The sequence below is a fragment of the Sanguibacter hominis ATCC BAA-789 genome (assembly GCF_012396185.1).
In the GTDB taxonomy this organism is placed as follows: Bacteria; Actinomycetota; Actinomycetes; order Actinomycetales; family Cellulomonadaceae; genus Flavimobilis; species Flavimobilis hominis.
In genome coordinates this window covers 1,178,710-1,195,224 of sequence record NZ_JAAXOW010000001.1, presented here as the reverse complement: position 1 = coordinate 1,195,224, position 16,515 = coordinate 1,178,710, and the positions used below count along the sequence as shown (strand labels likewise).

At 71.5% G+C, this 16,515-nt stretch carries 14 protein-coding genes, 1 pseudogene and 1 riboswitch; of the genes and pseudogenes, 10 read left to right on the top strand and 5 right to left on the bottom strand.

Going from position 1 to position 16,515, the window contains the following annotated elements:
* Positions 1–54: 54 nt before the first annotated feature.
* From HF995_RS05445 to HF995_RS05425, 5 genes are all read right to left on the bottom strand, one after another.
* The gene (locus HF995_RS05445) at positions 55–786 is read right to left on the bottom strand and encodes a DUF2510 domain-containing protein (protein ID WP_210727076.1); all 732 of its coding nucleotides are present in this window, start codon (positions 784–786) and stop codon (positions 55–57) included.
* Positions 787–878: 92 nt separating this feature from the next.
* Positions 879–3,251, bottom strand: coding sequence for a 5-methyltetrahydropteroyltriglutamate--homocysteine S-methyltransferase (metE, locus tag HF995_RS05440; protein WP_168446731.1), 2,373 nt, complete (start codon positions 3,249–3,251; stop codon positions 879–881).
* A 19-nt stretch (positions 3,252–3,270) separates the two neighbouring features.
* Positions 3,271–4,308, bottom strand: a complete 1,038-nt coding sequence (locus HF995_RS05435; RefSeq protein WP_168446730.1) for a methylenetetrahydrofolate reductase — start codon at positions 4,306–4,308, stop codon at positions 3,271–3,273.
* A 16-nt stretch (positions 4,309–4,324) separates the two neighbouring features.
* A riboswitch (SAM riboswitch) is annotated at positions 4,325–4,429 on the bottom strand.
* A gap of 75 nt (positions 4,430–4,504) precedes the next feature.
* Entirely contained in the window at positions 4,505–5,038 is a 534-nt protein-coding gene (locus HF995_RS05430; protein WP_168446729.1) for a PH domain-containing protein, read from the bottom strand.
* Between the two features lie 83 nt (positions 5,039–5,121).
* Positions 5,122–6,573 (bottom strand): family 20 glycosylhydrolase, encoded by a 1,452-nt coding sequence (locus HF995_RS05425; RefSeq protein ID WP_168446728.1) that lies wholly within the window; start codon positions 6,571–6,573, stop codon positions 5,122–5,124.
* Positions 6,574–6,661: 88 nt separating this feature from the next.
* Between HF995_RS05425 and HF995_RS05420 the strand changes: the two genes are divergently transcribed.
* The 10 genes and pseudogenes from HF995_RS05420 to HF995_RS05375 all read left to right on the top strand — a co-directional run bounded on the left by HF995_RS05420 (position 6,662) and on the right by HF995_RS05375 (position 16,487).
* Positions 6,662–7,819: an ROK family protein gene (locus tag HF995_RS05420; protein ID WP_168446727.1), complete on the top strand. Its 1,158-nt coding sequence runs from the start codon at positions 6,662–6,664 to the stop codon at positions 7,817–7,819.
* 73 nt (positions 7,820–7,892) lie between these two features.
* Complete coding sequence (locus HF995_RS05415) at positions 7,893–9,167, top strand: extracellular solute-binding protein (protein ID WP_168446726.1); 1,275 nt, start codon at positions 7,893–7,895, stop codon at positions 9,165–9,167.
* Between the two features lie 64 nt (positions 9,168–9,231).
* Positions 9,232–10,203, top strand: a complete 972-nt coding sequence (locus tag HF995_RS05410) for a carbohydrate ABC transporter permease (protein WP_168446725.1) — start codon at positions 9,232–9,234, stop codon at positions 10,201–10,203.
* Between the two features lies 1 nt (position 10,204).
* Positions 10,205–11,020, top strand: coding sequence for a carbohydrate ABC transporter permease (locus HF995_RS05405; protein ID WP_168446724.1), 816 nt, complete (start codon positions 10,205–10,207; stop codon positions 11,018–11,020).
* 27 nt (positions 11,021–11,047) lie between these two features.
* The gene (nagB, locus tag HF995_RS05400; protein ID WP_168446723.1) at positions 11,048–11,827 is read left to right on the top strand and encodes a glucosamine-6-phosphate deaminase; all 780 of its coding nucleotides are present in this window, start codon (positions 11,048–11,050) and stop codon (positions 11,825–11,827) included.
* Positions 11,824–12,759, top strand: a complete 936-nt coding sequence (locus tag HF995_RS05395) for an ROK family protein (protein WP_168446722.1) — start codon at positions 11,824–11,826, stop codon at positions 12,757–12,759. The genes nagB and HF995_RS05395 overlap by 4 nt, the downstream gene beginning before the upstream one ends.
* 778 nt (positions 12,760–13,537) lie before the next feature.
* Entirely contained in the window at positions 13,538–13,945 is a 408-nt protein-coding gene (locus tag HF995_RS05390) for a hypothetical protein (RefSeq protein ID WP_168446721.1), read from the top strand.
* An 87-nt stretch (positions 13,946–14,032) separates the two neighbouring features.
* Positions 14,033–14,701 (top strand): annotated as a pseudogene (locus HF995_RS05385) (ABC transporter ATP-binding protein); the annotation flags it as partial.
* A complete protein-coding gene (locus tag HF995_RS05380; RefSeq protein WP_168446719.1) occupies positions 14,698–15,933 on the top strand; it encodes a hypothetical protein in 1,236 nt (411 codons plus the stop codon). The pseudogene HF995_RS05385 and the gene HF995_RS05380, both read left to right, overlap by 4 nt.
* On the top strand, positions 15,912–16,487 hold the full coding sequence (locus tag HF995_RS05375; protein ID WP_168446718.1) for a hypothetical protein: 576 nt from the start codon (positions 15,912–15,914) through the stop codon (positions 16,485–16,487). The genes HF995_RS05380 and HF995_RS05375 overlap by 22 nt, the downstream gene beginning before the upstream one ends.
* Positions 16,488–16,515: the final 28 nt, after the last annotated feature.

The following is a 16,515-nucleotide window of genomic DNA, read 5'->3' as shown; positions in this document are numbered from 1 at the left end:
CGGCTCTCGCTCGCTCCGTGCGCACCGGTGGAGGGCGCTCCGGGGCGGCGCTGGTCAGCCAGCGACGCGCGCCGGCAGGCCCTCCACCGACGCGACCTTCCAGCCCAGGAACGCTTTCGTGACGGTGAACGTCAGCCGCACCGTCTGCCCGCCCAGAGCGGAGTCAGGATGCGCTGGATCTTTCACCCCGCGGAACGTCACGTCGTAGACCGCCGTCGGCGAGTCCTCCGTCGCAGGCGTCACGACCGCCGCACGCTCCAGGGCGAGCCCTTCTGCCCTGGTGCAGCCCTTGACCTCGCGGAACCGAGCCACGTCGGGGGAGGACGGGTCGGCGAGCATCGCATCCGTCGTCGGGCAGCCGCTCTTCTCCACGGCAGCCGACCCGACGCCGCGAGGGGCACGCAGGAGCGCCGCGACCCTCTCGGCAGGTGTCGTGCGCTCGAGCGCCGGGAACCGGTCGGCAGCGGCCTGGAACGCCACAGCCCCGACGACCCACAGCACGACCGCCGCGACGAACCATCCGACGATCCGCCCGCGGCGACGGTTCCAGGAGCGTTCACGCTCTCTCTCCGCGGCCTGCTGCGGCGTCGCCGGCCGCGAGACCGTTCGTACCTTGCCGTCGACCCGCTCGGACTCGGTCCACGCCGTGCCGTCCCACCAGCGCTCGCCCCCCTCGGGATGCCGGTACCAGCCAGCAGGTCCGACGAGGACGTCGCCGCCGCCGTCGGGCGCGGTCACCGTCGTGGCGCGAGGCGTGCCCGGAAGAGGCGGAGGGGTTGCGGTCACACGCGGCAGCGTAGCCGCCGCGACGGGCGCACGCCCCCGGCGCCTCGACACCTTCCGGCGCCCCGCCGATCCGCGGCGGGGCGCCGGCCCGGCTAGACGGTGACCTGCGCGGCGCGGGCGGCGCGGGTCGCCGCCACCAGGTTCGTCAGCGCGGGCGTGACCTCGGCGTAGCCGCGAGTCTTGAGGCCGCAGTCAGGGTTGATCCACAGCAGGCCCGGGTCGACGTCCGCCGCCGCGAGGCCGATCAGCTCCCCGAGCTCCTCGACCGACGGCACGCGCGGGGAGTGGATGTCGTAGACGCCCGGCCCCACGCCGCGGCCGAAGCCCGAGGCCCGCAGCTCGTCGAGGATCTCCATGCGCGAGCGTGCGGCCTCGATCGACGTGACGTCCGCGTCGAGCGCGTCGATCGCACCGATGACCTCGCCGAACTCCGAGTAGCACAGGTGCGTGTGCACCTGGGTGCCCGGACGCACGCCCGACGTCGCGAGCCGGAACGACGACACCGACCAGTCGAGGTAGGCCGGCTGGTCCGCGCGTCGCAGCGGCAACAGCTCGCGCAGCGCCGGCTCGTCGACCTGGATGATCGCGACACCGGCAGCCTCGAGGTCCGCGAGCTCGTCGCGCAGCGCGAACCCGATCTGGTTCGCGGTCTCCGCGAGGGGCACGTCGTCACGCACGAACGACCACGCCATGATCGTCACCGGGCCCGTGAGCATGCCCTTGACCGGCCGCGGCGTGAGGGACTGTGCGAACCGCGTCCAGCGGACCGTCATCGGCGCGGGCCGCGACACGTCGCCCCACAGGATCGACGGCCGCGTGCAGCGCGTGCCGTACGACTGCACCCAGCCGTTGCGGGTGACCGCGAAGCCGTCGAGCAGCTCAGCGAAGTACTGGACCATGTCGTTGCGCTCCGGCTCGCCGTGCACGAGGACGTCGAGCCCGATCTCCTCCTGCAGCGCGATCACGCGCGCGATCTCCGCCTCCATCGCGGCGTCGTACTGCGCGTCGCTCAGCTCGCCGCGCGCGTGCGCGGCCCGTGCGACCCGGATGTCGGTCGTCTGCGGGAACGAGCCGATCGTCGTCGTCGGCAGGGGAGGAAGGCCGAGGCGCGCCGCCTGGGCGGTGCGGCGGTCCGCGGCGTCGCCGCGCTCGAGGTCCGACGGCGTGAGCCCCGCAGTGCGGGCACGCACGGCCTCGACACGCACGCCGGCCGCGGTCGCGCGATCGGCGAGCGCGGCGCTCGCGGCGGCGATCTCCCCGGCGACGGCGTCACGGCCCTCGACCAGTCCGCGAGCGAGCGTGACGACCTCGGCGACCTTCTCGTCGGCGAACGCGAGCCACGAGCGCAGGCCCGCGCCGAGCTGAGTCTCGGCGGCGGTGGTGTGCGGGACGTGGAACAGGGACGTCGACGTCCCGACGGTCACCCGGCCGCCGAGCGCCGCGAGGGCCTCCACCTGCGCGAGGCGCGCATCCAGGTCGGCGCGCCACACGTTGTGCCCGTCGACGACCCCCGCGACGAGCGTCTTGCGCGCGAGCCCCTCGACGACGTCGGGGGCGGGGGTGTGGCCCTTGACCAGGTCGAGGGCCACGGCCTCGACGTCCGACGCCGCGACGACCGGGAGGTTGTCGCCGAGGTCCCCGTAGGGGGCGGCGAGCAGGATCGCCGGGCGCTGCGCGCCCACGGCGAGGTCGGACGCGAGCGCGCGGTACGCGTCCGTCACCGCCGCGCGCACGCGCTCGGCGGGCACGTCGAGCGCGTCCGTCACGAGGGCCGGCTCGTCGAGCTGGACCCACGGCGCGCCCGCGTCCGCGAGGCGGCCGAGGAGCTCCGCGTACACGGGCAGCAGGTCGGGGAGGCGGTCGAGCGGGCGGAACCCGGCCGGCGCGTCGTTGCTCGGCTTGCTGAGCAGCAGGAACGTGACCGGCCCGACGACGACGGGCCGAGTCACGACGCCCGCCTCGCGTGCCTCCACGTACTCCGCGACGATCCGGTCGCTCACGAGCCGCAGCTCCGTCTCGGGGCCGATCTCCGGGACGAGGTAGTGGTAGTTCGAGTCGAACCACTTCGTCATCTCGAGCGGCGCGACCTCGTCGTCGCCGCGGGCGAGCGCGAAGTACGCGGCGCGGTCGAGCGAGCCGTCCGCGGCGCGGAGGTGCGCGAACCGGGGCGGGACCGCCCCGACCGTGGCGACGACGTCGAGCACCTGGTCGTAGAAGGAGAACGACGACGGCACGGCGGCCGGCTCGGTCAGGCCGAGCGACACGAGGTGGTCGCGCGTGCGGGACCGGAGCTCCGCGGCCTGCTGCTCGAGCTGGGCCGCGCTGACGCGGCCTGCCCAGAACGCCTCGACCGCACGCTTGAGCTCACGGTTCGGGCCGATGCGCGGGTAGCCGAGGACGGTCGCTGCCGGGAATGCGAGGTTTGTGCCCTGGGCGAGGGCAGGGCTGTGCTGCTGGTTGGACATGATGCGTCTCTTCTCGGGGTCAGTCGACGGCGACGGTGTCGCTCGTCGAGCTCAGCTGTGCGTGTGCTGCCCCGACCCACGGCCCGCTGGCCAGGTCTGGCTCCGCCAGCCCGGCCGGAGCCGGGCCTGCGGAGCCGCCGCCGAGGTGAACACCCTCGAGCAGGTCAAGTGCTGGACGTGACTTGTTGAACGTATAGATGTGGAGGCCGGGAGCGCCGGCCTCGAGGACGGCGGAGACGAGGCCCACCGACGCCTGGATGCCGCGCTCGTGGCGGGCCTCGTCGTCGGGCAGGGACTCGAGCTCACGGACGAGCGCCGACGGCGCGGGCACCCCCGTGAGCTCCTCGACTCGCCGCAGACGGCCCGGGTCGGTCGCGGGCAGGACGCCCGCGAGGATCGGGATGGTGACGCCCGCCGCGCGGGCGGACTCGACGAACGACAGGTACGTGTCCGCCTCGTAGAAGAGCTGGGTGATCGCGAAGCTCGCACCCGCCTCCTGCTTCGCGAGGAGGTGGTCGACCTCCTGCGCGGGCGTGGTCCCGGCAGCGCGGTTGCCGCCCGGGAAGGTCGCGACGGCGATCGTCAGCGGGCGCGCAGCCCCGCGCAGGGCCGACGCCGCGCTGCGGTCGCAGCGGTTCGCCTCAACCTCGCGCAGGAGGGCGACGAGCTCGATCGACGAGTGCACGCCGTCGGACGGCGGGCGCCAGTCGGGCTGGTCGCGCGGCGGGTCGCCGCGCAGCGCGAGGAACGAGCGGACGCCCGAGTCGAGGAACTCGCCGATGACCTCGGCGACGTGCGGGCGCGTCGCGCCGACGCAGGTGAGGTGGGCGATCGGCAGGACCGGCGTCTGCCGGGCGAGGGTGGTGACGACGGCGCGGGTCGTCGCGCGGTCCGTGCCCGCGGCGCCGTAGGTGACCGACATGAAGTCGGGGCGGGCCGTGAGGAGCTGACGCACGGTCGTCCAGAACTTGGGCGCGGCGTCGGGGTTGCGCGGGGGCATCAGCTCGAACGACACGGTCGGGCGGACCGACGAGTCGACGAGGTCGGCGATGCTCATGAAGCCTCCATGGGAACGTCCATCGAACCTGGCTTTAGCACCCGCACCCTCAGGAGGCTTCCGTAGTGGGGGGTTGCTGCGGCGTCGACGAGCCAGGACTCTCGACCGCTCTGGATGGTTGTGACTCGAGGTTAGGCCCGCGAATCACGGCCTCCAAGAGGTGTCCGGATGGCGAGATCGCGTGTCCAAGTGCGTCTCAGCGGCGGCGGGGCTCCGTGGGCGGGAACTCGCCGTCGTCGGAGCCGTCGTCCGCCTGGAAGATCAGGTCGGAGAGCTGGCGCTGCACCTCTGCGATGCGCGGCACGTCGTACAGCAGCACGCCGGCCTTCTCGGTCGCGTCCGACACGACGATCGTCCCGCAGCCCAGCATGCGGTCGAGGAGGTCGCGCTCGTACGTGAAGTCGTTGATGCGGAACAGCGGGATGTCGCGGCCCACGCGCGTGATGATGCCCTCACGGGTGATCAGGCGCTTGTTCGTGAACGTGTAGCTCGAGTGCCGCCACCGCAGGTACGGGACGAGCACCCACGTCACGAGCGTGACGATCGCGACCGCACCGACGGCGACCAGGACCCACTGCTTCGCGTCGTTCTCGGGGAACCACACGAGCGCCGCGACGAAAGCCGCCACGACCAGCAGGAACAGCAGGAACGGCTTGAAGAGCGCCTTGGGGTGCGTCCGGGTCGTCAGGACCACGAACTCGCCGTTGCCGAGGGTCTTGTCGATGCTCATGGCGGCATCCTTCCACGCGGCGGCCCCGCTGGGCAGGGCCTTCGTCGCGCCGCGCGACGGCGGCCCTGCCGCGACGACCTGGGTCAAGACCGCCAGGGCACCTGGGGCGACCGGTGGAACGCGACGCCGTCGCGCGCCCACCGCTCGCCGTGCACGGCGAGCGACTCGAGGAACGTGCCCGTGTCGCGCGGCGACCCCCACGCGACGGACGCGACGGCGGGCAGGCGCGGGAGGAGCATCGTCGTGACGTCGTCCCACGTCCGCAGGGTCTCCGTCCACAGGCACGCCTCGACGCCCTCGATCTTGTCGGCCGGTACCCCCGGGAGCGCGTCCGCGGGCTCCCACTCGTACGCGTCGCGCACCTCGACCGTGCCCGCCCAGGTCAGACCGAGCTCCTGGCTCTCGTCGTGCTTGAGGTCGAGGTAGGCGTGCGGCGCTGGCGAGGCGATGAAGCGGACGTCGCGCTCGCGGGCGAGCTGCGCGAGGTGGCTCGTGTCGATGTCGTGAGTCCAGTACTGCAGGAGCGTGCCGGGCGGGAGGTGCGCGGGTGCGGCCTCCTGCCACATGACGAGCTGCTTGCCGTGCTGTGCCACGACCGCGCCGAGCCGCTCGAGGAACGCTGCGTACTGCTCAGCCGTGAGCGTGTGCACCTCGTCGCCGCCGAGGTGCAGGCGTGGGCCGCGCGTGTGCCGCGCGAGCGTGCCGACGACGTCGTCCACGAACGCCCACGTCTCCGGGGACGTCAGGTGCAGGGTCGAGAAGCCGACCTCGATACCGGCGTACGGCCCTCGCGGCTCACCGTCCGGGCTGATCTGTGGATAGGCGACCTGGGCGGCATGAGTGTGGCCGGGCATGTCCACCTCGGGGACGAGCGTCACGTGCCGAGCCTCGGCGTAGTCCTGCAGGTGCGCGTAGTCGGCGAGCGTGAGGAAGCCGCCCGCGCCGCCGTCGACGTCGTTCGTCGATGCGCGCTCGACGAGCAGCGGGCGGTCCTCGATCTCGAGGCGCCAGCCCTGGTCGTCGGTCAGGTGCAGGTGGAGCTGGTTGAGGCGGTATGTCGCGGCGAGGTCGATCAGCCGCTCGATGTCGGGGACGCCGAAGAAGTGTCGTGCGACGTCGAACGACACGCCCCGCAGGGGGTAGGTGGGCGCGTCCTCGCAGGCGAGGGCGGGGATCGACGTGCGGCCGCCTGCGTGCTGCGCGCCGGCGAGGAGCTGGAGCAGGACCTGCACGGCGTAGAACGCGCCCGCGGCGTCGCCTGCGCGGAGGTGCCAGCCGGCGTCGGACAGGTCGAGGGTGTACCCCTCGCTCGGCAGGTCCGGGTCGGGTGTCGCGGTCGCAGGTGTCGCGGTGCGCTCCGGCGGCGCGACGAGCGGCCCGTCGGTCCGCGCGTCGCGGAGCGCGCGGGCGGCGTTCGACGCCCAGGGCTCGAGGGCGACGGCGAGCGCGGCGAGCGCGCGCGGGTCGACGACGGTCGTCCCGCGATCGGGGTGCACGGTGCGGGGGGCGGGGATGACGGCTGGCGACGTCGGCATGGGTTCATCCTTGCTCGGGAAGGTCACGATTTGGTCGCGGGGTGCGAGATCCCTTGACCGAACTAAGTAAGTAAACTGTACTAACTACATGGCCAGGACGACACCCCTCACCGACGCCCGCCGCGGGACCACCCGCATCGCCGCGCCGGCCGCCAAGATCCTCCCCGGCGACGCACGCCTCCACCACCGTGCGCTCGTCCTGCAGAACCTCGCCGACCAGGGCCCGCTGTCCCGCGCCGACCTCGCCCGCCTCACCGGCCTCACCCGCGTCACGATGTCCGACGTCGTCGCCGGCCTCCTCGACGACAACCTCCTCGTCGACCTCGGGCCGCGCCCCGGCACCCGCATGGGCAAGCCCGCGACCCTCGTCGGCATCAACCCCTCCGGCGCCTACGTCGCGAGCCTCGACCTCTCCGGCGAGGACGCCCTGCGCGGCGCCGTCGTCGACCTCGCCGGCACGATCGTCGTCGAGCACGAGCTCGAGCTCGGCGAGGACCGCGGCGAGGACGCCGTCGACCGCACGATCGAGCTCGCTCGCCGCCTCCTCGCCGACGCACCCGGGCCGGTGCTCGGCCTCGGGGTCGGCACCCCCGGCGTCGTCGACGCCGAGGGCGTCGTCCGTAACGCCCCCAACCTCAGGTGGTCGCGCCTGCCCCTGCGCGACCGCCTGGCCGACGCCCTCGGCGTCGCCGTCCACGTCGCCAACGACGCCGACACCGCAGCGCTCGCCGAGGACTCGGTCGGCCGCAGCGGCGGCGCCGGGCTCATCCTCGTCGAGATCGGCCGCGGTCTCGGCGCCGGGATCCTCCTCGACGGCCACCTCCTGCGCGGTCCCCTCGGGACAGCCGGCGAGATCGGGCACGTCACCGTCGACCCCGACGGGCCGGAGTGCTCGTGCGGCCGCCGCGGCTGCCTCGAGTCGTTCGTCTCCGTCCCGCGCCTGCGCGCCGAGCTCGCCGACCGCACGCCCGCCGAGGCGGACGAGGTGCTCGCCGCCGCCGGGCGTCGCCTCGGCCTCGCGCTCGCCCCCGTCGTCCAAGCGCTCGGCCTGCACGACGTCGTCCTGTCCGGACCCGAAGACCTCGTCGACGGCGCCCTGCGCGAGTCGACCGCCGCCACCCTCGTCGCACACACCCGCCCCTTCGGCGAGGACGAGGTGCACCTCCGCATGTCCGCCCTCGGGCACGACGGCGTCCTCACCGGCGCCGCCGCGCTCGTCCTCGACGGCGAGCTGGGCCTCGCCTGAAGCCACAGCCCATCCCATCGCACGACCTTCACGACACCCCAGGCCGCACGCGGCCGAACCGGAAGGAAGATCAATGAAGATCCGCAAGATCGCACTGCTCGGCGCTGCCGCAGCGCTTGCGCTCACCGGCTGCTCGACGAACGGCTCCACCACGGACCCGACGTCGGCCGCCCCGACCGACGCTGCCACCACCCCCGCCGGGGACCGCAGCATCACTCTCTGGCTCGCCGACCAGGAGAAGGACGTCGCGCCTGCCCTGCCCGAGTACCTCAAGAAGGAGTTCGCCGCCGCGACCGGCGCGACCCTGAAGATCGAGTTCATCGGCTGGGGCGAGCTCCTGCCGCGCCTGTCGACGGCGCTGTCCAACCCGGACCAGACGCCCGACGTCGTCGAGATCGGCAACACGCAGGCGCCGACGTTCACGACCGTCGGCGCGTTCACCGACCTCACCGACAAGATGGACGAGCTCGCCGGTGGCGCCAAGATCGTGCCGCAGGGCTTCGTCGACGCTGGCAGCGTCGACGGCAAGGTCTACGCCGTGCCCTACTACTGGGGCTCGCGCTACGTCTTCTACGACAAGGGCGCGTTCAAGGACGCGGGCATCGAGGTGCCGAAGACCCTCGCTGAGTTCGGTGACGCCGCCAAGAAGCTGACGACCGACGAGAAGAGCGGGTTCTGGCTGCCCGGCCAGGACTGGCGCAACGGCATCTCGTGGCTCTTCGCGAACGGCGGCGACATCGCCGTCAACGAGGGCGGGAAGTGGGTCGGCAAGCTGTCGTCGCCCGAGAGCCAGAAGGCGCTCGCCGAGGTCAAGGACCTCTTCGAGAACGCGACGCACGCGCCGAAGGACGGCGAGGACAAGGAAGCCTGGACGCCGTTCAACAACGGCGACACGGCGATGTTCATGGCGCCGAGCTGGGCGCGCTGGTCCGTGACCGAGGACCTCGCCGAGAACCTCGGCGCGTTCGCCCTCCCGGGTGTCGACGGCGGCACCGCCCCCGTCTTCGCGGGCGGCTCCAACATGGGCATCTCGAAGGCGTCGAAGAACCAGGACCTCGCGTTCGAGCTGCTCAAGGTCGTCTACTCGGACGGCTACCAGAAGGTCCTCGCCGAGAACGGCATGGGCCCGGTGCGTGACTCGTTCACGAGCCTCATGGGCGACGACGAGTTCGCCCAGGCGGCGATCGCGGCGTCGGCGACGTCGAAGCTCACGCCCGCCTCTGCGGGCTGGGCGTCCGTCGAGCAGTCGCGGGTCATGGAGGAGTTCTTCGGGAAGATCGCGCAGGGCGGCGACGTCGCCGCCCTCGCGGCCGAGACCGACGCGACCCTCAACAAGGTTCTGAACTAGTCGCGGCTGCGGGGTGCCGGTCGTCCCCCCGGGACCGGCACCCCGCCCTGCAAGGAGACCCACCATGAGCGACCTCCTCGTCGCACCGTCCGCGCCGCCGACGCGCAGACGCCCCGGCGCCCGGCGCCGGCCCCCGAGCTCGAAGGCCTCCCGCCGTCTGCGGACCGTGGCGCCGTACCTTCTCGTCCTGCCCGTCGTCGTGACGCTCGCAGTCGCGCTCGGCTACCCGCTGATCCGGCAGCTCGTCATGTCGTTCCAGGAGTTCGGGCTCGCCCAGCAGTTCGGCGCGGAGCCCGAGTGGGTCGGCCTCGAGAACTACAAGACCCTCTTGACCGACGACGCGACGTGGGCGGTCATCATCCGCTCGCTCGTGTTCTGCGCGGTCAACGCGGCCGTGACGATGATCCTCGGCATGGCCGTCGCAGTCCTCAAGACGAAGCTGTCGACGTGGGTGCGGATCGTCGTGCAGTCCGTCCTGCTCCTCGCGTGGGCGATGCCCGTCATCGCGTCCATGACGGTGTGGCAGTGGCTGTTCGACACGCAGTACGGCGTCATCAACTGGTTGCTCGTGAAGCTCGGGTTCGAGCAGTACGCGCAGCACCCGTGGCTCCTCGAGCCGTTGTCGTTCTTCTTCGTCGCGACCGTGATCGTCGTGTGGATGAGCGTGCCGTTCGTCGCGTTCTCGCTGTACGCGGCCCTCACGCAGGTCTCCGGCGAGCAGCTCGAGGCCGCGCAGCTCGACGGTGCTGGCCCTTGGCAGCGGTTTCGGCACATCACGGTGCCGACGATCATGCCGGTCGTATACGTCGTCTCCCTCCTGCAGGTCGTGTGGGACCTGCGCGTGTTCGCGCAGATCTACTACCTGCAGGGTGCAGGCGGGCTGCGCTCCGAGACGGACCTGCTCGGCACGCACATCTACAACCTCGGCATCGGCCAGTCGAGCTACGGCATGGCGTCCGCCGTCGCGATCTTCATGCTCGTGCTCACGCTCGTGCTGACCATCGGCTACGTCCGCAAGCTGGCGAAGGAGGACTGACATGTCACGCAAGGTCTCCAACGCCCTCGGGCTGGTCGTCGCGCTCGTCTGGGTGTTCCCCGTCTACTGGATGGTGAGCTCGTCGTTCCTCGACTCGGCCCAGGTGCGCAGCAAGGACCCGGTGTTCTGGCCGTTCGGCGGCGACGCGTCGGCGTACGGTCGCGTGTTCGACGACGCGTTCCTCGCGTCGATGAAGCTGTCGGTGACGGTCACCCTCATCACGGTCGTCGTCGCGCTGCTGCTCGCGTTCCTCACCGCCATCGCGGTGTCGCGGTTCCGCTTCCGCGGCCGCAAAGCGCTCATCCTCACCGTGCTGATCGTGCAGATGATCCCCGCCGAGGGCCTGTTCATCTCCCAGTACAAGATGCTCGAGGGCTGGCACCTGCTGAACTCGATCCTCGGCCTGTCGCTCCTCTACGTCGCGGCCGTGCTGCCGTTCACCGTGTGGATGCTGCGCGGGTTCGTCGAGGGCATCCCCGTCGACCTCGAGCACGCCGCGATGATCGACGGCTGCTCGCGCACCCGCGCGTTCTTCGTCGTGACGTTCCCGCTCCTCGCGCCCGGCCTCGTCGCGTGCGGCGTGTACGCGTTCCTGCAGGCGTGGAACGAGTTCACGCTCGCGACCGTCGTCATGAGCCCGTCCAACCGGACGGTGCCGCTGTGGCTGCGCGGCCTGACGACGTCGTCGAACGCGGCGATCGACTGGCCCGGCGTCATGGCAGGTGCCGTGCTCGTCGCGGTGCCGGTCATGGTCTTCTTCATCATCGTGCAGAACAAGATGACGTCCGGCGTCGTCGCCGGCGCCGTCAAGGGCTGACACCGCAATCCCAGAGAGGTACCTCCCATGGAGATCGTGATCCTGCCGTCCGCGGCAGAGATCGGACGGCTCGGAGCCGACGTCGTCGAGAAGCTCGTGCGCACGTCGCCCGCGCCGGTGCTCGGCCTCGCGACCGGCTCGTCGCCGCTGCCCGTGTACCGCGAGCTGATCGCGCGGCACCGTGCCGGACTGTCCTTCGAGCACGTGCAGGCGTTCCTGCTCGACGAGTACGTCGGCCTGCCTGCGGGGCACGAGCAGTCGTACGCCCGCACGATCCGGCGCGAGCTCACGGAGCACCTCGACATGCCCGACGCAGCGGTGCACTCACCCGACGGCGCCGCGGAGGACATTCCCGAGGCGTCGGCCGCGTACGAGGAGGCGATCGTCGCCGCGGGTGGCGTCGACGTGCAGATCCTCGGGATCGGCGCGAACGGGCACCTCGCGTTCAACGAGCCGGGCTCGTCGCTCACGTCGCGGACGCGGATCCTCACGCTCACGGACCGCACCCGCCAGGACAACGCGCGGTTCTTCGACTCGGTCGACGACGTGCCGCGCTGGGCCCTCACGCAAGGACTCGGCACGATCAGCGACGCGAAGCACCTGCTCGTCGTCGCGACGGGCGAGGCGAAGGCCGCGGCGGTCGCCGCGATGGCGGAAGGGCCGGTGAGCGCGTCGTGCCCCGCATCGGTCGCGCAGCTGCACCGCCACGTCACGGTCCTGCTCGACGAGGCGGCCGCGAGCCGCCTCACCGGGGCCGAGCGCTACCGCGAGGTGTACGCCCACAAGCCCGCGTGGCAGGGGCTGTGAGCACCGACGCGCTCGTCGCCCTCGACGTCGGCGGCACGAGCATCCGCGGTGAGTTGCTCCGCCCTGTCCGGGACGCCGGAGAGGTCGTCGACCTCGAGGTCCTCGAGCGGGTGCTCGCGGACACGCCGCGCGCAGGCGCGGAGCCTGACGGCGACGCGATTCTCGACGCGATCGAGCGCGTCTGCCGCACCCTCCTCGACTCCGCGACGTCGCACCGCGTCTCCGTCGGCGCGGTCGGCGTCGCGGTACCGGGCGTCGTCGACACCGCCGCCGGGGTGGTGCACCTCGCCGGGAACCTCGGGTGGCGCGACGTCCCCGTCGCCGCCGAGCTCTCGGCACGTCTCGGCGTGCCCGTCGAGGTGCACCACGACGTCGCGTGTGCCGGCCTCGCCGAACGCACCCTCGGCGCGGGCCGCGGCGTGCGCGACCTCCTCGCCGTCTTCATCGGCACCGGCATCGCCGCGACCCTGACCGTCGCGGGCACGCCCGTCGAGGGCGGGCACCACGCCGGCGAGCTGGGCCACGTCCCTGTCCGGGAGCCCGGCCGCCCCTGCCCGTGCGGGCAGACCGGCTGCCTGGAGGTCTACGCCTCGGCCCGCGCGATCGGCCGCGCCTACGCCGCCGCGACCGGCCGCGACGACGTGACCTCGCGCGACGTCGTCGCCGCCCTCGGCACCGACCCTGCCGCCGACGTCGTGTGGGACGACGCGCTCGACGCCCTCGCCCACGCGCTCCTCGGCGCCATCACGCTGCTCGGCACCGAACGCATCGTCCTCGGCGGCGGCCTGTCCCTCGCCCGCGACGCCCTCGTCGCGCCCCTGCGCGAACGGCTCCTCGCCCGCGCCCGCGTCGCCGTCGTCCCCGAGATCGTCACCGCAGGCCTCGGGCCTCGCGCTGGAGTGGTGGGCGCGGCGCTCGCGACGCTCGACTGACCAGGTCTCTCGATGACCCACTTCGGGGGATTGACCTGCACATATCAGAGCGGATAGCGTCCCGGCTAAGCCCCTGGGCAGGGGGTAGACGAGCCAGGGGGACGGCACCGTATGCGGTCGAGCGTGTGCACTGAGCGGCTAGTGAGGGCTGGCACCACGGGTGGCAGACGCCGCGCTCGGTGCCGGACGGTTCGCACACGGGGCGGCGCTGAGCGGCGCAATCGCCCGGCTGTGGCGTCGCCCGTCCCGGTCGCCAACGATCCGCCCCGGAGCTAGCACCGCATACGTCGGGGGCGACAGCAGGGGATCTGCCAGCGGTGTGCAGCTCCATTCGTCCACCCGGTCTCTGGGGCGCAACCGTCGACCGGTGATTAGGCCAGCCGATGAGCAGCCTAGCGCTAGGGTGCGATCCCGTCAGTGCGGCGAACGCTCGTCCCTGAGAATGGTCGACTGGCGAAAGCATGGGCTATTCGGCAGCCGCGATCGACCCCACGCCCTCGTCATATAGTCCTCCACGCGAATATGGCCGTGGCAATCGCTCGAACCTTGGAAGCTATTGCGACCCACTCTTTGCTTCCCTGTTGTCAAACGCCCAGTCCGATGCTATTTTTCCGAATGCGGGGGGCGCCGCGCAGTACTTGCATCTCTCGCTGACTGTGCGGAGTTTTGTGCGCACAGGCGTGCCCGTAGAACCATGCATTGCCTAATAGAAAGCGAGAGCGCGTTGAAGCATTTTCTGACAGTTCGAGGACGACGGACCGGGCTTACGGTTCTCACGGTGGTCGCGATGATGGCAGCTGGGGCTGGCAGCGCCTCCGCTTGGACCTATGCCACAAAGAGTGCGCCGCAGTCGGCCACCTACAAGGGCGTCTCGCACGGTGACGGGTACGGTGCGATGTACCGGTCGGGCTACAACTACGTCATCACGACCGCGACGCTGAGGGACAACAAGCCCGACAACGACCGAGCCATCTTCGTCAGTTCGCAGGCGTGGGCCTCGTCGGGCACCGCCCGGACAAGCACTGCGAAGACTCATAACCGCGACTGGACGACCGTTGCTCAGACGCGTCTTCACAGCGCGAATGGCTGGGTTGGCGCGAGCGGGTGGACCAAGGTGTGCGAGGATGCCTCATTGCGGCCTGACATCTGCTCGACGGAGCGGTACTCGCCGTTCGGAGGCTTGTAGGAAATGAGCACACCAGCACTGACCCTGGCGACGGTGTCTCATTCCTATGGGGAACGCCTCGCAATCTCGGGCGTTTCCGCCCAGATCGCACGAGGAACTACCGCTCTCATCGGCGTCAACGGGGCTGGCAAGAGCACGCTGCTCACGATCGCAGCGGGCGGGATGAGGCCGACGTCAGGGTCGGTGCTGGTCGGCGGTGAGTCGCTGTACTCGCCGCGCAGCCGACGGCGCGCGCTCGCGGGCGTGGCGCTCATGCCACAGGCTTCCTCGTTCCCCGGGAACATGACGGCTCGCGAGATCGTCGAGTACCTCACCTGGATGCGCGGAGCGCGCGCAGGGGAGGCGCGCAAGATGGCGGCCGAAGCGCTCGATATCGTCCACCTGGGCGACCGCGCGAACAGCAGGGCGAGCTCGCTCTCCGGCGGGATGCTGCGCCGCGTCGCGCTCGCCCAGGCGATCGCGACCAAGCCCGCAGTCCTGCTGCTCGACGAGCCCAGCACGGGGCTCGACCCCGAGCAGCGACGCCTCATGGTGGACCGGCTCCGCGAGCTCGACGGCGCCGTCGTGCTGAGCTCCCACGTCATGGAGGACGTCAGCGACCTCGCCGACCGCGTGCTCATCCTCGACGGTGGCTCGATCGTCTTCGACGGGACGCTTCCCGAGCTGTGCCGCCGAGGCCCGGACCCCGAATCGCCGCGTGCTGCCGAGGCAGGCTTCCTCGCAGTGCTCTCAACGCGAGCCGGGGTGACGGCATGATTCTCGCGCTGCGTCTGTGGCTGCGACGGTCCACCGCTCGACTGGCATTTCCCGGGATGGTCGTCATCGCGCTGTTCATCCTGTTCGGACGATCCGGGTGGGCCTGGGAGATCGGTCACGCCGTGAACCAGTCCACGACCGCAGTCATCATCCTCGGGCCGGTGGCCGCGGGCCTCGTCGCGTTCGACATCTGGCGACGGCAGACGAGCGCCATGCGCACGATCGCGGCCACCACACGGCGAGGCGCACGCGGAACGATGGCGCTCGCGGGTGCCACCCTCCTGTATGCGACTCTCGCCTGGTTCCTCGGCGTAGGTGTCGCCCTCACGCTCGCCGCACGCAACGGCGCCGCGGGCTCGTTGCCTTGGTGGATCCTCGGCGCGGGCATGGCTGCGCTCGTCGCGAGCGTCGGCGTCGGAGCAGCGATCGGCACTCTCATGCGCAACGTGGCGGCGGCACCTGTTGCCGCGCTTCTCTGCTACGCGCTGCCCATCGCTGGCACCTTGGCCGGCGTTGACGGGATCATGCGGGCGGGTGGGGCCACGACGCTCACCATCGGGATCACCACGGAGCCCACCGTCGCCGCAGCCAGCATCATGTGCACCGTGCTGATCGGTGCGGTTGCGTGGCGTGCGGTGGTCCACACAGCGGGGCCCCGGCGCGTGTCGGTCCTGGTGGGAACGGCTGGGCTCGCGATCATGCTGGTCGGGGGGCTTGGCTATCTCCAGTCGCTCGACCCGATGTCGAACGCGTGGCGTCAGAGCAGCACGGAGGTCGTGTGTGCAGGGACGGCGCCTAAAGTTTGTGGCCCTAGCGAGGGCAAGGCGCTCTACGAGCTCGCGGCCCGGGACCTCGGGGCAGCTGGCCAGGTGCTCGCTGGCGACGGCATCTCGATCGGAGCCCGCTTCGACTACGTCAGAGGGTTCGACCGGCCCGCTGAAGGGGCGGGGATGCTCTTGGTCGACTCCGGCTCGATCCAGCCGGGGCACCTCGGGCGCTCCAACGTCGTGAGCACGATCTCGCGACCGACAGCCTGCGACGCCTTCCGCGACGACTTGGCGCCCGAGGATCTGCTTGCCGCTCAAGGGAACTTCATGACCTGGCTCGACGTCCGGCTCTCCGGCGACGGTGGCACCGACCCCGCTGACATCGACGGCGCCCGGCAGACTCTCGAGGCGCTCGCCACCTGCGACGAGGAGGCGATCCCCGCATGGACCTTCTCCTTCGAGTGAGCCCCGCGCTCAAGGCGCACCGATGGGGGACAAGCCTGGCAGTGGCGCTCGGTCTCGGACTCGTGGGCTACCTGAGCCGGGCGACGTACCTCGACATCCCATTTCTGCAGGACGGCCTGCCCGCGCGGGTCCTGGTCGCGGTCGTCGCCGTCGTCGTCGCGATCACGCCGCTCTACCTGACGTTCCCCGACCTCGTCGACACGCTCGACCGCGAGCGAGCCGTGAGACGCGTCAGGCCCTACGGGGTTGTCGCGCTCGCACTCATCGCGTACCTGCCCGCCGCCGTCGCCGTCCCGGACAGCGTCGACGACACCCGCCTCTTCCTCGCCGCGCTGACGCTCGGGCTCCTCGCGGTCGCCGCCGTCGGCGACCTCGCGTGGACCGTCGTCTTCGCGGCCGGCTTCGCGTCGCTCATCGTCGATACAGCGCCCGGCGCGCCCGTGACGAGCGCGCTCGCGGCCTGCACGACGCTCGGGTTGGCCGTGGCGCTCGCCGGAGCGACGGTGCTCGTCGGCGCCGTCGGTCCGCGGCGCCTGAGGACGCTCGCCGACTGACCACAAACGGGAGGTTGACGCACGTCAA